The organism is Methylophilus sp. DMC18 (genome assembly GCF_056314005.1).
In genome coordinates this window covers 566,392-580,321 of record NZ_JBQUZE010000003.1, presented here as the reverse complement: position 1 = coordinate 580,321, position 13,930 = coordinate 566,392, and the positions used below count along the sequence as shown (strand labels likewise).

Annotated in this window: 13 protein-coding genes; 10 read left to right on the top strand and 3 right to left on the bottom strand. The window is 52.7% G+C overall.

The genetic code is table 11. From position 1 onward, the window contains the following. The first annotated feature begins 120 nt into the window (after positions 1-120). The 3 genes from ACT53G_RS09785 to rpoH all read left to right on the top strand — a co-directional run bounded on the left by ACT53G_RS09785 (position 121) and on the right by rpoH (position 2,914). Positions 121-747, top strand: a complete 627-nt coding sequence (locus tag ACT53G_RS09785; protein WP_476145427.1) for a hypothetical protein — start codon at positions 121-123, stop codon at positions 745-747. A gap of 317 nt (positions 748-1,064) precedes the next feature. Continuing rightward, complete coding sequence (locus ACT53G_RS09780) at positions 1,065-1,514, top strand: hypothetical protein (RefSeq protein WP_194748375.1); 450 nt, start codon at positions 1,065-1,067, stop codon at positions 1,512-1,514. Positions 1,515-2,059: 545 nt separating this feature from the next. Further along, positions 2,060-2,914: an RNA polymerase sigma factor RpoH gene (rpoH, locus tag ACT53G_RS09775; RefSeq protein ID WP_476169318.1), complete on the top strand. Its 855-nt coding sequence runs from the start codon at positions 2,060-2,062 to the stop codon at positions 2,912-2,914. Between the two features lie 78 nt (positions 2,915-2,992). Here rpoH and ACT53G_RS09770 read toward each other — a convergent pair whose 3' ends face one another. Then, a complete protein-coding gene (locus ACT53G_RS09770; protein ID WP_476169291.1) occupies positions 2,993-4,948 on the bottom strand; it encodes a dynamin family protein in 1,956 nt (651 codons plus the stop codon). A 230-nt stretch (positions 4,949-5,178) separates the two neighbouring features. Between ACT53G_RS09770 and ACT53G_RS09765 the strand changes: the two genes are divergently transcribed. The 7 genes from ACT53G_RS09765 to ACT53G_RS09735 all read left to right on the top strand — a co-directional run bounded on the left by ACT53G_RS09765 (position 5,179) and on the right by ACT53G_RS09735 (position 12,139). Beyond that, complete coding sequence (locus ACT53G_RS09765; RefSeq protein WP_194748377.1) at positions 5,179-5,574, top strand: gamma-butyrobetaine hydroxylase family protein; 396 nt, start codon at positions 5,179-5,181, stop codon at positions 5,572-5,574. Beyond that, positions 5,558-6,325, top strand: coding sequence for a bifunctional demethylmenaquinone methyltransferase/2-methoxy-6-polyprenyl-1,4-benzoquinol methylase UbiE (gene ubiE / locus ACT53G_RS09760; protein ID WP_194748378.1), 768 nt, complete (start codon positions 5,558-5,560; stop codon positions 6,323-6,325). Before ACT53G_RS09765 ends, ubiE begins: the two co-directional genes overlap by 17 nt. Positions 6,326-6,368: 43 nt before the next feature. After that, positions 6,369-6,926, top strand: a complete 558-nt coding sequence (locus ACT53G_RS09755; RefSeq protein ID WP_476169290.1) for a ubiquinone biosynthesis accessory factor UbiJ — start codon at positions 6,369-6,371, stop codon at positions 6,924-6,926. Continuing rightward, positions 6,926-8,473 carry a ubiquinone biosynthesis regulatory protein kinase UbiB gene (gene ubiB / locus ACT53G_RS09750; protein WP_476169289.1) on the top strand — a complete coding sequence of 516 codons (1,548 nt, stop codon included), beginning with the start codon at positions 6,926-6,928 and terminating at the stop codon, positions 8,471-8,473. Before ACT53G_RS09755 ends, ubiB begins: the two co-directional genes overlap by 1 nt. A gap of 8 nt (positions 8,474-8,481) precedes the next feature. Beyond that, entirely contained in the window at positions 8,482-8,928 is a 447-nt protein-coding gene (locus tag ACT53G_RS09745) for a DUF2147 domain-containing protein (protein ID WP_476169288.1), read from the top strand. A gap of 137 nt (positions 8,929-9,065) precedes the next feature. After that, a complete protein-coding gene (locus ACT53G_RS09740) occupies positions 9,066-10,532 on the top strand; it encodes a high affinity choline transporter 1 (RefSeq protein WP_194748382.1) in 1,467 nt (488 codons plus the stop codon). Positions 10,533-10,687: 155 nt separating this feature from the next. After that, positions 10,688-12,139 carry a sensor domain-containing diguanylate cyclase gene (locus ACT53G_RS09735; RefSeq protein ID WP_476169287.1) on the top strand — a complete coding sequence of 484 codons (1,452 nt, stop codon included), beginning with the start codon at positions 10,688-10,690 and terminating at the stop codon, positions 12,137-12,139. A gap of 10 nt (positions 12,140-12,149) precedes the next feature. On the opposite strand, the gene mutM is transcribed toward ACT53G_RS09735, so the two are convergent. Both mutM and ACT53G_RS09725 read right to left on the bottom strand, forming a co-directional pair. Beyond that, on the bottom strand, positions 12,150-13,004 hold the full coding sequence (gene mutM / locus ACT53G_RS09730) for a bifunctional DNA-formamidopyrimidine glycosylase/DNA-(apurinic or apyrimidinic site) lyase (protein WP_338654977.1): 855 nt from the start codon (positions 13,002-13,004) through the stop codon (positions 12,150-12,152). Position 13,005: 1 nt separating this feature from the next. Beyond that, positions 13,006-13,902 carry a DUF4340 domain-containing protein gene (locus ACT53G_RS09725; protein ID WP_194748385.1) on the bottom strand — a complete coding sequence of 299 codons (897 nt, stop codon included), beginning with the start codon at positions 13,900-13,902 and terminating at the stop codon, positions 13,006-13,008. Between the last annotated feature and the right edge of the window lie 28 nt (positions 13,903-13,930).

Sequence of the window (13,930 nt, the reverse complement as noted above, 5' to 3'; positions counted from 1 at the left end):
TCAAAACTTGCGCTCAGCTTAACGAGAGGGGGTTGTAGGACAAATACGTCAATTTGCGTAGTGGCGAGGGCGTGAAAAGCCCGCTAGACTGCGCATAACAAATCACGAACAGGACTCGCAATGCGTCTTTTAACTTACCTATTCATGACCGCTGTATTGGCAGGATGCGGCCAGATTTCTTACAAGCAAGGCGGCAACCAGCAGGACATCGAAAGGGCGCATCAAGCCTGCCGTGGCAGCGGCGATCAGCTCTCGGCATGCCTGGCCGAGCATGGCTGGAAAAAACCCAAGCTAGATGCATTTGATCCTTTATTTGCAACCATAGAGGCTTCGGATAACCGCGGTGGCATGCAAAGCAAGCCCAGTCCTTTTATAGACTTATCCAAAGAGAATGCCGCGAAAGCGCAAGCTGCAGCTGTTGCAAAAAAACCACAAGCGAGCCCGGCAGCAACCAGTGCTGCCTCGGCCCCAGCCAGCTCGGCACCGTTAACGCCAGCGGACGACGCAGCTGAATCAGCCCCTGCTGCGCCACACAGCACCGTGAATGACGGTCCCGATGTAGCGTATTCGATCAATTCATGGTGGAAAATGGGGGCTTTCCCCAACCAGCTATCTCGTGACCAAGCCAGCTGTGAGAAAAAGCTGGGAGAAAACTACCTGCCTGATTACAAGACACAGACTTTTAAACGTGCGTTTGTCTCCTGTATGCATGACTTGGGCTGGATGGCCGTACGCAATGTGAAGTAATAAATTGCTTGCCAGTCGCCGTCCGTCAATCGGATGGCGTCATTGGCAGACACGCGAGGCTGTCAATGGAGACCACTTTACACACGCGCCAAGACAGAAGTATCACAAGCCAGAAATTAACAAGCTATTGATTTAACCATCTCATCCTGCCCAGGTGCCCTGACCTGAGCCTGTTGATCCGCCCCAGGCAATGACTGTCAGCACCCTCTGACAACGCTATCAGAATAATAAGACTGCTCTGCGGGGCATAGCCTTTCTAAAATCCGCCTATGCAAATCAATCTGCATTTTTCTGAAACAGATAGAAAGAAGGTAACCATGCTCAGAATACTCATGGCAGGTGCATTATGTTGGACAATTGCCCTGGCCACGACCGCAGAAGCCGGTGTCGCGGTCAGCGTGGGGCAACCCGGCTTTTACGGCCAGATAGTCCTCGGTGATGCTTATCCAGTGCCGCAAGTGGTCTACCCGCAACCCGTGATTATCCAGCCACCACCGGTGGCCGTGGTGCAGCCCCCCATGTATCTGCATGTACCGCCCGGCCATATGAAGCGCTGGGCACGCTATTGCGGCGGCTATGGCGCTTGTGGTCGTCAGGTCTATTTTGTCCAGGATGGCTGGTATCAGAATGTTTATGTGCCACATTACCGGGCACATCCTGGTCCACCTGGGCCTGGTCCCGGTTGGGATCACTGGCATGATGGCCCACCAGGGCCAGGAGGCAGACCTGGCGGCCCGGGACGTGGCCATGGTCACGGCAGGGATTAATCTGAAACCATTCAATACCGTGAGCCTGATGACAGACCGGATACTGTAAGCACAATGTCAGCCAAACCGATTATGATGCTTTATCCTTTATCAGGCTCAGCACATTGCTGTGCCGCGATGAAGGATAAAGCACGCATGCGTAACAAGCGGCAATGCCCCACCCAACATCACAACGGATTGCAGTGACTGGCTTCAAGCGGTAACTATTAAGGTTCAGCTTCATGCAACCGGTTCTGCGCCTTGTGTTGCATAGGATCCAATAAGTTGCACAACATATTTACCCCACTGCCCCATGCCCTTGCTAACGTCAGTATTGCCTGCCCGCCATATGAATATCCCCCCATTATCCCGATCTCCCTGCCAACGCCTTCCGGCAGTGATTGACCCTCCAAAATTGAGGTTGAATTCCGGGTTTTATTCTGCTTTTCGAGCCGGATTTACTTTATAAAATACGATAGCCAGTTGGAACTTTGCCAGAGACTAGCACTCTCATACATTGAGTGCTAAAATTGTTTTAAATCTCTTTTGATACCAAGGAGTTTGTTATCAACGCTTTTACATTACCTGTCGTTGCATCGGCAGACAGCCTGGATAAATACCTGCAGACCATCAAGCAGTTTCCGGTGCTGACCGCTGAAGAAGAATACGGTTATGCGACCCGCCTGAAACAAAGCGGGGACCTTGAGGCTGCGCGTGCGCTGATTGTGTCGCACTTGCGTCTGGTCGCCAGCATTGCCCGTGGTTACAGCGGTTATGGCCTGCCCCAATCAGACCTGATCCAAGAGGGTAATATTGGCTTGATGAAAGCAGTTAAACGCTTTGATCCCGATCGCGGTGTGCGTCTGGTTTCTTTTGCCATGCACTGGATCAAGGCTGAAATTCATGAGTATATTGTGCGGAACTGGCGCTTGGTCAAGACCGCCACCACCAAAGCGCAACGCAAGCTGTTCTTTAACTTGCGCAGCATGAAAAATGGGTTTGAGACCTTAAGTCAGGAAGATGTTCAACGCATTGCGACTGAACTCAATGTGAAACCAGAAGACGTGACCGAGATGGAATACCGCCTCAATGGTCAGGAAATCTCTCTGGATGCGCAAGTGGATGAAGATGGCGAAGAAGTGTATAGCCCGATTGCCTTCCTCGAAGATGAAGGCCCTGAGCCTTCTACCTTGCTGGAGAATCTGCAAACCGAACACATGCAGACAGAAGGTTTGAGTATGGCCTTGCAGCAACTGGATGAACGTAGTCGTCGCGTGTTGCAGGCGCGTTGGCTGACCGAAGGCAATGCCGCTACCTTGCATGACCTGGCCGCAGAATTCAGTGTTTCTGCCGAGCGCATCCGCCAGATTGAGCAAAAGGCGATGCAAAAAATCAAAACCTATATGCTGGAAAGCAAATAAAAAAACGGGTGCCAGGCACCCGTTTTTTTATATTCACCTTCTAGCCGTATTAAGCACGCCGCCTTAACGCACCGCCACTCAGGCCGCCTGCACGACCACCTCTTCATGAATCAATGCTGCCATTGCTTTGGAATGCAGATGCTCTAGATCCGCCAATTGCTGACGGATAGACAACTCTAATTGTTCGAGATCAGCAATGCGTTCTTCCAGGGTATCTGTGGCCTGGTAAATGCGCTTAATACTTTCCACCCGGCGCTTGAGTTGCACATGATGCTCACGCATCTGGCTTTCCATAGGCGCCATCACGGCTTTAAGCCAGCTTTCCGTATCGCGGTTAGCGGCTTCATACTCGATAATGACATGGCTGGCCAGGGTCTCAAAGAATTTACTGGTCAGCGTCAGCTTTTCATGCGCAATCATGTTAAAGGTGGTATTGAACTGATCGCGGTAAATCGCTTCGAGTTTATTCAGGGCCTTGAGGTAACGTGAAGTGGAAAATGGGGGGGGCGACTTTTGCAACAGGCCATGTTCTTTGGAGAATTTTTCATACATGGCCTCCATCATTTTCTTGATCTCAAGCACATGCACATCTGCATCCATCATCCGGCGCTTGAGGTCACTGAAAAAGTCATCCATGGCCTGACGCATGGTTTTGGTAAATGCGGCTTTCATCATGGTCTCACGCGTTTCACGCACCTTGTTCTTGAGTGCTGGCATGCCGAGATGGTGAAATAACTGGTTGGATTGCACGGAAAACACACTACGCAAAGCCTGGTAGCGTTGCAAGCCGACTTCAAAATTGACCTTGTCCTGTTTCACCTTGCGCATCATCTGCGCAATCACGTCTTCATTTTTGCCTTGCAAGCAACGCAACTCGTCCGACTGGTCTAGCACGCTTTGCAGTCGGGTTTCCAGGGTCACCCGCGTTTGCTGCATCATGTCGTCAATCTCACCCTGCAGGCTCTCGCGCACAATTTCCTGTTTGGCCGGGATCAACTCATCCGAGAGATTTTTCTCCAGCTGCAACAAGCGGCTCTTTTGCAGCAAGGCCACATCACCTTTGACCTTGGCCAGCAAGCCTTTTTGGGCAGAGGTTGGCAAGATCTGGTCGCGCGACAAGCCCAATAACTCAGCAGTATGTTGCAATTGACGATAAAGCTCTGCCTCCACCTCATCATCTGTCTTGAGCGGATCCCACAAGCCATCAATCTTGTTGAGCACCGCCATGCGGCCTTTTTGCTTCCAGCGTGCGCCACTAATATAACGGCGCCAGACTTCCATCTCGGATTTGGTAACCCCGGTATCCGCGCCGAGAATAAACAGCACGGCATGCGCATTCGGCAGCATGCTCATGGTTAACTCAGGCTCGGCACCGATGGCATTGAGGCCGGGCGTATCAAGGATTACCAAGCCCTGCTTGAGCAAGGGATGCGGGAAATTAATCATGGCATAGCGCCAGCATGGAATCTCCATCAGGCCATCTGCGCCGATCAACATGGCATCGTCAGAATTGTCCGGATGATACAAACCTAGCGACTGCGCCTCTTGCACTGTCACGCGACGGGTACGACTGACCTCCTTGAAGGCTTCAACCATGCTGTCGCGCGAATGGGCATCGAACTCCACCACAGACCAGGCTTGCGGCATGCGGCGATATTCAGTAATGGATATCTGGTGGGTATTGGTTTCAATCGGCAGCAGTGACAGGCTAACGGGTTTGCCGGTGTCATAACGCAGTTCGGTGGGACACATGGTGGTACGGCCTGCACCGGATGGCAACAACCGGTGACCATACCCTGAAAAGAAAATGGCATTGATGAGCTCTGACTTGCCGCGTGAGAACTCTGCAACAAAAGCGACATTGAGCTTGTCTTCACGCAAGCGGTTGAGTTGCTGCTGTATGCGCTCATCTAACTGCACATCACTGAGCTGCTTGTCCGCAATCCAGCGTCGATACTCTCCCAGTACATCAGCAATCGATTGACGCCAGCGTGTGTACAAATCAAATTGTTGTGCCAGTCGGTTATTTTCCATAGGACCTGCTGCAATTTTATTAAGGTGACCTACTTGTTGTTATTTTTCTATAATCTAACATGAATTGTTAAAAGATCAAATAAATCATGCAAGTACAGCTATTAATTCACAAATAAAATGAATTATCAACCCTAACATGAAACATTTGCTTGCCATGCGGTAGATGCGTGCATCTGCTATCATGCGCAATATTCAAGTTAACGGCCCCAAACACGGTTTTCTTCAATCATATGAGCGGTCTACATCCTGATTGCCCCATCCCTACCCTGATCCAACTGCATCAGGGCTCGCGCTTGCTGGAAATTCATTTCGATAACCAGACGGAATGCATGCTGTCATGCGAATTTTTACGTGTGTACTCGCCCTCTGCCGAGGTCCGCGGGCATGGCGCAGGCCAGGAAGTGCTGCAACTGGACAAGCAAGATGTGAACATCAGCGCCATTGAACCGGTTGGCCGCTATGCAATCAAACTGATCTTTGATGATGGTCATGATACCGGGCTGTATTCGTGGGATTATCTGTATTATCTGGCACAACATTATGAAAGCCTGTGGCAAGACTACATCGCCAAACTCACCATGGCAGGCCATACGCGCAAGGAACCCAAGCATGCAATCCAACACTGAGCAGCAAAAAACCACCCACTTTGGCTTTGAAACCGTCGATGAACGGGAAAAACAGAAAAAAGTGGGCGAAGTCTTTCATTCGGTGGCGCAAAAATACGACATCATGAATGACGTCATGTCTGCGGGCATGCATCGGCTGTGGAAACGCTTTGCCGTGGATGTCAGCGGCGTTGGGCAGGGTGACAAAGTACTCGATATTGCCGGCGGCAGCGGCGACCTGTCGCGCCTGTTTGCCAAAAAAGTGGCGACCCAGTCTCCCAGCAATCCCGGCACGGTCATTTTGACCGACATTAACGCCTCCATGCTGGGCGTGGGCCGAGACCGCATGATTGATGCCGGCCTGACCATTCCGGCCACCCAATGTAATGCCGAAGGACTGCCGTTTGCCGATGAAACCTTTGACTGTGTCATTGTGGCGTTTGGCCTGCGCAACATGACACATAAAGACGTTGCGCTCAAAGAAATGCAACGTGTGCTCAAGCGTGGCGGACGCCTGCTGGTACTTGAGTTTTCCAAGGTTTGGCAACCACTGGAGAAACTTTATGACACCTACTCTTTCAAACTGCTGCCTAAGTTTGGTAAATGGATCGCCAACGATGAGCCCAGCTATCGCTATCTGGCAGAAAGCATCCGCATGCACCCTGACCAGGAAACCTTGAAACAGATGATGCATGCAGCAGGCTTTGAAAAAGTCGATTACTACAACCTGACTGCAGGCGTGGTCGCGCTGCACAAAGGCATCAAACTCTAACCCCATGTTCAAGCCCTTGATTCAATTCGTGCTGCAGCACTTGATGCAGCAAAACCGCTGGACCGCTCCCAGGTTACAGCCGTATGCGCACAGTCATCTTTGTCTAGACTTTAAAGTGGCCCGTGTCATGCTGACAGTGTTAAGCAATGGTGAGCTGGCAGTTGCAGGCGATACCGCCACAGCAGATGCCACCATTCACTTGCCGCCCAGCCTGGCCATGCGGCTACTGAGGCAAGATCCGCAGGCGCATAGCCTGATTAAAATTGATGGCGACAGTGCGCTAGGCATGGAAATCGGCAAGATTCTGGCGGCCATCCGCTGGGATGTCGAAGAAGACTTGAGTAAAGTGGTCGGCGATGTGGCGGCTTTTGAAGTCGTCCAACTCGGTCAGCAAACCATGCAGCGCTTGCAGGGCCAGGCCAAAAACCTGGGAGAAATGCTGGTGGAATACTGGCAAGAAGAGCAGCCGTTACTGGCAAAAAAAACCCGCATCACGCAATTTAACCAGGCCGTCGACCAGCTCAGGGAAGACACAGACCGTTTGCAGCAACGCGTAGAAAAACTGTTGGCCGCCAACGCCCCCGCAGAAAGTCAGCCCTGATGCACTGGATACGCTTTTTTCACATTATCGGCATGCTGATCTGGTATCGGCTGGATATTTTCTTTGTCCGTGACAATCAACCAGGTCTGGGCTCGCGACTGCTCAACGGGTTGTTATTCTGGCGCCATGCGCCGGAGAAACGGGCCGTCCGCTTGCGCTTGGCCCTTGAAAAACTCGGCCCGATTTTTGTCAAGTTTGGCCAGATGCTGTCTACACGCCGCGACTTGCTGCCACCGGATGTGGCCGATGAACTGACCAAACTGCAGGATCAGGTACCGCCATTTGCCTACGCTGAAGTGGAGCGTATTATTGAGCAGGCCTTTGACGCCCCGCTGACGAAGGTTTACGCCGAGTTTAACGCGGTTCCGGTCGCAAGCGCTTCGGTGGCCCAGGTGCATTTTGCCAAACTGCATAGTGGCGAACAGGTAGCTGTTAAAGTGTTGCGTCCCAATATTGCCGCCATTATTCACAGAGATATCGCCTTACTCCGCACGCTGGCCTGGTGGGTCAAAAAACTCTCCCGTGAAGGGCGCCGCCTCAAGCCGGATGAAATGGTGGATGAATTTGCCCGTCACACCGAGCACGAGCTGGACCTGACCCTGGAAGCTGCACAGTGCGCACAGCTTGGCCGCAATTTCAGTGACCGCCGCCTGCTGGTGCCTACGGTTTACTGGGACTATTCACGCAAGCAAGTGATGACCATGCAGCGTATGTTTGGCACGCCTGTCCGCGAAACCGCCACGTTGCAGGCCTATGGCATCAACCTGACCCAATTGGCTCACGAAGGTGTAGAGGTGTTTTTTACGCAGGTATTCCGTGATGGTTTTTTTCATGCCGACATGCATCCTGGCAATATCCAGGTGGTGACAGAGGGGCCGGATAAAGGCAAATTCATTGCACTGGATTTTGGCATCATGGGTAGCCTCACGCCTACCGACCAGTATTACCTGGCGCGGAACTTCCTCGCTTTTTTCAACCGTGACTACCGGGATGTCGCGGTGGCGCATATTGAGTCTGGCTGGGTGCCGGCAGATACCAATGTAGAAGCCCTCGAAACAGCCGTGCGCGCCATTTGCGAGCCGATCTTTGAAAAGCCACTCAAGGAAATTTCATTTGGCCGCACCCTGCTCAGCCTGTTTCAGATGTCACGCCGCTTTGGCGTGAATATTCAGCCGCAACTGATTATGTTGCAAAAAACCCTGCTCAATATTGAAGGCCTGGGCCGTGAACTGGACCCGAATATCGACTTGTGGCAAAGCGCCAAACCATTTCTCAAGCGCTGGATGAGCGAGCAGATCGGCTGGCGCAGCCTGCTTAAATCTGCAAAACGCGAGCTCCCCTACGTACTTGCCCATGCTGCAGAAATGCCACGCCTGCTGGAGCAATATCTGCGCAATCAAAGCGAGCTGGCCAAACAGCAAACCCATATTGATACCTTGCTAAACAGCCAGCACAAGCAGGCCACCTGGCAAAAATGGGCGACGATGGCCATTCTCGTGCTGGTATTGCTTCAATTTGCCAGCTTGTTTTTACTGTTCACTCACTAAAGGAGTACATGATGGCATCCCCCAAGAAGCTACTTGTTGCAGTATTGATGATGTTACCCATGGCCTTGCAGGCAGCCGACTTGAGCGGTCTATGGCAAACGACGGACGATAAAACCGGCAAACCTCGCTCACTGGTTCGCATTGCCGAATCCGGCGGGGAATACCATGCCGTTGTCGAAAAAGGCTTGCTAGCCACAGACACCGGCGATGCGGTGTGTGACAAATGTACCGACGAGCGTAGAGGGCAAAAAATCATAGGCATGACCATCGCCAAACACCTCAAAGCCGGTAGCAAGCCCCAAGTGTATGAAAATGGCGAGATTCTGGACCCGGAAAACGGCAAAACCTACCAATGTAAAATGACATTGAGCCCTAATGGCAACGAACTGGAGGTGCGTGGCTTTATCGGGATTTCACTGATTGGCCGTTCGCAAACCTGGAAACGGGTGGAATAGTGGCAACCAAACGTGCAGATTTGTAAAAAAGGCCTGATTTTCAGGCCTTTTTTACTACAGCCAGATTGAGAACCCCTGTGTAGGCCAGGTTTTGTTTTAAAATCGGCGTTTTGCAACTGACTCAAGGGAAACGGACTGTGCTGATCTGGTTTGTGGTGGCGTACTTACTTGTCTCTATCGGGATAGGCCTGTTCGCTGCCAGGAATGTACATAGCACCAAGGATTATGCAGTCGCTGGCCGCCACCTGCCCTTGCCGGTGGTGACCGCCACCGTATTTGCCACCTGGTTTGGCGCAGAAGCGGTCTTTGGCGTGTCCGCCACCTTTGTGCGTGAGGGCTTGACCGGGGTGGCCGCAGACCCGTTTGGCTCCAGCATGTGCCTGATTCTGGCCGGGATTTTTTTCTCCAGCCGCCTGTATAAACTCAACATTCTGACCTTGGGCGACTTTTACCGCATGCGCTACAACCGTAGCGTAGAGGTGCTGACCACCCTGGCCATCGTCGTCTCCTACATGGGCTGGGTAGCGGCACAGATCAAAGCCCTGGGCCTGATCTTTAACCTGATCAGTCATGGCGCCATTTCAGAGCAGGCAGGCATGATGCTGGGGACGGCCATTGTCCTCACCTACACCACGCTGGGCGGGATGTTGTCTGTGGCTATCCTTGATTTTGTGCAGATGATCGTGGTCATTGGCGGCCTGCTGTTTATCGCTTATCTGGTTTCCGGCCAGACCGGCGGCATTGCGCCAGTCATTGCCCATGCGCGTGACGCGGGCAAGTTGCATTTTTTCCCGCAAAGCACAGACTGGAGCGTATGGCTGACCTTTATGGGGGGCTGGCTGACCATGATGCTGGGCTCTATCCCGCAACAAGATGTGTTTCAACGCATCACCTCGGCAAAAACCGGAAAAATCGCCTTGTGGGGCTCGCTACTGGGTGCCAGCATTTATTTCTGCTTCACCTTTGTGCCCATGTTTATTGCCTATGCCGCAACACTGATAGACCCGGCGACTTTTGGCACCTTGGTCGCCACTGACTCGCAACGCGTGCTGCCGACACTGGTGTTAACGCATACCCCCCTGCTGGCGCAGGCCATCTTCTTTGGGGCAGTGCTGTCTGCCATCATGAGCTGCTCTTCTGCCACCTTGCTCGCCCCCTCAGTCAGCTTTGCCGAAAACGTGGTCAAGGGCTTTATGCCACAGATGAGCGATCATCACTTCTTGCGCGTGATGCGCTTGTGCCTGGTCGGCTTTGCGGCCATGGTGCTGTTTTATGCCCTTAACTCTGAGCTATCTATTTTTGGCATGGTAGAAAGCGCCTACAAGGTGACGCTGGCCGGGGCCTTTGTGCCGCTGCTGTTTGGTGCGTTTTGGAAGCGTGCCACCAGCCAGGGGGCGCTGGCTGCCATTTTACTAGGCATTACCAGCTGGATCCTGATAGAGGTGATGGTCAAGGACAGCCTGATTCCGGCACAATTGATCGGTCTCATGGTCAGTACCGTCGCCATGGTCATCGGCTCCCTGTTGCCACAAAAACTGGGCGGCACGCCTGCCCCTGCCGCTGGCTACTTACATGAACATGCTGCCAGATCCCATCCGCACTAGCCTCGCCAGGCACCATGGTGAATCATTCATGCCAATTGTATGAATACGGCATTAAAAAGCGGACTATTCAGCCGAACAGTAGAACGGGGATTTTGTGATAATCCACAGTTAACTCAGCCTTTGGCTGTTCAAGCATCTTCAGGTCATTGGTCGTTATGGTCGTAAACAAGCGTTTCTATACCGTTATTCTCAGCGCGATCGTGCTGGCGGGGTTTGTGGCGACCAGCCTGATCGGCTATTTCGTGGCCAAGGACTCGCTGACTGAACGCTTGGAGCAGGAAATGCTGCCGCTGACCAGCGACAATATCTACTCTGAAATCCAGCGCGACCTGCTGCAACCCTTGCTGATCTCTTCGCTGATGGCGAATGACGTATTTGTGTTTGACTGGGTCAATGATGGTGAGCAGGATGCCAGCAAAATGACCAGTTACCTGGCACAAATCCAGAAAAAATATAACACCATCACGGCATTCTTTGTCTCTGAGAGTTCGCTGAACTACTACCACCCCACCGGCGTGATCAAGCGGGTTTCACGAAGTAATCCGGACGACAGCTGGTATTTCACGGCCAAAGATTCACCGCATCCTTATGTCATCAATATTGACCGCGATACCGCTGATCACAAACGCCTCAGCATTTTCGTCAATTACCGTATCGAAGATAAATCCGGCAAATTTATTGGTGTGATCGGTGTCGGCCTGTCGTTGCAGACGGTGGTCGAACTGATAGAAAACTACCAGAAACGCTATGGGCGCGAAATTTATTTCGTCAATCGCCAGGGCGAGGTAATGCTGCAAAGCAGCCATTACCACTCCGAGTTACACTTGCAAAACAAGTCTGGCCTGGACAAAGCGTTTTTGAAAGTGCTGACCTCGCCCAGCGCATCATTCTCATTCAAAGCCAACAATGGCAGCATGCTTTATCTGAATAGCCGTCTGGTGCCGGAGTTTGACTGGTATCTGATTGTGGAGCAAGTGAACGACCCAAGTTCCGAGCGTATTGAAACCGCGTTTATGATTAACCTGGCCGTGGCACTGGTGATTAGTGCCATTGTGTTGTTCCTCGCCCATGTCGCAGTACGCGGTTACCACGACAAACTGGAGACCATGGCCACGCAGGATAAACTGACCGGGGTCACCAGTCGCCAGGTATTTGAGTTTTACTTCAAGCAGGCCGTGGCCCGCCGCAAGCGCCGCGATGAAGCCTTGTCGCTGGTTCTGATTGATATTGACCTGTTCAAGCAGGTGAATGACACCTATGGCCACGAAGCAGGTGACCGTGTGCTGTCTCGCGTGGCACAACTGATCAAATCGCATGTGCGCGAAGAGGATGTGGTGTGCCGTTGGGGCGGCGAGGAATTTTTACTGTTGCTGTCGGGATGCAATATGCAGCATGCGCGCGACATCACCGAGTTGATCCGTTCCGCGGTGGCCGGATTGCAGTTTCACTTTAGCAACCAGGTGGTGCAAATTACGGTGAGTGCCGGCCTGGCCGAGATGCACAATGATGAAACGCTGGGACAAGTAGTTGAACGGGCTGACCATCATTTGTATGCCGCCAAACGCGCCGGGCGCAACTGCATCCGGCCAGATACGGATGAAGCCTAAGGCTGCTTGATCAAGGCTTTATCAAGCCCAGCTCCGCTGGTCTGGGCTGACAATGCGCACAATAGAACGTTGAACGTTGCCCAAGGCGGATATTCTGAATCGGGCGGGCGCATATACGGCAGGGCTCTCCGGTGCGTCCATAGACCGTATAGGTTTGCTGGAAATAGCCTGGATTGCCGTCTGCGCCAAAAAAATCGCGCAAACTACTGCCCCCCGCCGCGAGTGCCGACTGCAACGTCGCCTTGATTTCTTGTACCAGCAAGGCACACTGCGCCTCGGTCAAGGCCTTGGCGGGCGTTTCGGGATGAATTCGTGCACGGAAGAGTGATTCACTCGCATAAATATTGCCGACCCCCACCACCAGATGTCCATCCATGATAGTGGTCTTGATCGGCGCATTGCGCGTGCGTAATTGCTTGTAGAGATATTGGGCGTTAAATCCAGCCTCAAGCGGCTCCGGTCCAAGACGGTTCAGCAGCGCATGTTGCAGCGGATCCTGCCCCAACCACAACACGGCACCAAAGCGGCGCGGATCACGCAAACGGATCACCCGGCCATCGGCAAAACGGATATCAAAGTGATCATGTTTTTCTGCGGGGAAATCGCGCTCTAGCAGGCACAGGCGGCCAGACATGCCCAAGTGTAATAACAACACGCCCGCGGTCGCATCGGTGCCGATCTCGGCCAGAATATATTTTGCCCGGCGCGTCAGCTTGAGCAAGCGCTGCCCTTGCAGGTGCTGCGGCAAGTCGGCAGGAATCGGCCAGCGCAGGCCGTGATGGCGTATGGTGACCTGTTCAATCAACGCGCCCTCCACCGGCAACAAGCCGCGGCGCGTGACCTCAACCTCAGGTAATTCAGGCATGCTATTTCTGGAGATTGATGGGCGGGTTCACCATGGTAAAGCCCGTGTCGTTACTAAAGTGATAAATAATGCCTTCATCCGGACGTGCCAGTTGGTACTCAGGGGATTCCTGCAATTTTTCAAAGTGGATTTTCTTGCCATCCCGCAGCAACACCTCAAAAGAAGGATAAGTTTGCTTGCGGTCTGGGGTGTAAAACTCGACCGAGACCGCCTGCGCCTGCACCCAGCTAAAATCCATCCACTCATTCAACTCATTTTGCGTGGGTTTGGCCTTGGGGTCATTCACCGCCCACTTGCCGTCAGTCGCCAGTTGCACTTTCAAGGCATTTGCTTCCCACTGCTCCAGATGCGCCAGGTCAAAGCCAGCCAACTGTTTGCGCTCAGCGGGTGCCAAAGGCATTTTATCGACCATCTCAATCGGTTGGGTAGACGCGGCCTCGCTATACTGACCAGCCAGTAAATACACCTGTCCGGCATAGCCCACATACTGCTCCTCGGTTACCGGATTATAGGTGCCAAAACTAAAAACCTGGTCGCCTTTGGCGCCGGACAGCGTCAGCTTCAGCACGGGCTGATCCAGACCATATTTAGACGCATCCTGTAGTGGCAACCTGGTGGCCGTGGTAGCGGCGATAATCGAAATGATGCGCTGAACCGAGGCCTGGTCGGCACGCGCCGCATAGGGTTTACGCATCATCCAGTAGCCATTCTGCTTTTCAAAGACCGTGGGCGCTTTGGCCGGAAATTCGGCTTTGACGGCATCAAAGTCTGCCATCTTGAGCGTGGAGACTTCAAACTTGGCCGCGGGCGCCTGCGCTTGCGGTTGCAAATGCAAAAACACCGCAATGCCCACCACCACTGCCAGTAACAACAGATTCAATAACCATCTTTTTTTCATGACTTACCTACTCCACCCTCAGCTCACC

Excerpts from the sequence above, each read along its gene's own strand:
- ACT53G_RS09770 (WP_476169291.1), bottom strand. The coding sequence starts at position 4,948 with ATGGAAAATAACCGACTGGCACAACAATTTGATTTGTACACACGCTGG.
- ubiE (WP_194748378.1), top strand. The coding sequence starts at position 5,558 with ATGCAATCCAACACTGAGCAGCAAAAAACCACCCACTTTGGCTTTGAA.
- ACT53G_RS09745 (WP_476169288.1), top strand. The coding sequence starts at position 8,482 with ATGATGGCATCCCCCAAGAAGCTACTTGTTGCAGTATTGATGATGTTA.
- ACT53G_RS09755 (WP_476169290.1), top strand. The coding sequence starts at position 6,369 with ATGCAGCAAAACCGCTGGACCGCTCCCAGGTTACAGCCGTATGCGCAC.
- ACT53G_RS09780 (WP_194748375.1), top strand. The coding sequence starts at position 1,065 with ATGCTCAGAATACTCATGGCAGGTGCATTATGTTGGACAATTGCCCTG.
- mutM (WP_338654977.1), bottom strand. The coding sequence starts at position 13,004 with ATGCCTGAATTACCTGAGGTTGAGGTCACGCGCCGCGGCTTGTTGCCG.
- ACT53G_RS09765 (WP_194748377.1), top strand. The coding sequence starts at position 5,179 with ATGAGCGGTCTACATCCTGATTGCCCCATCCCTACCCTGATCCAACTG.
- ACT53G_RS09735 (WP_476169287.1), top strand. The coding sequence starts at position 10,688 with ATGGTCGTAAACAAGCGTTTCTATACCGTTATTCTCAGCGCGATCGTG.
- ubiB (WP_476169289.1), top strand. The coding sequence starts at position 6,926 with ATGCACTGGATACGCTTTTTTCACATTATCGGCATGCTGATCTGGTAT.
- ACT53G_RS09725 (WP_194748385.1), bottom strand. The coding sequence starts at position 13,902 with ATGAAAAAAAGATGGTTATTGAATCTGTTGTTACTGGCAGTGGTGGTG.
- ACT53G_RS09785 (WP_476145427.1), top strand. The coding sequence starts at position 121 with ATGCGTCTTTTAACTTACCTATTCATGACCGCTGTATTGGCAGGATGC.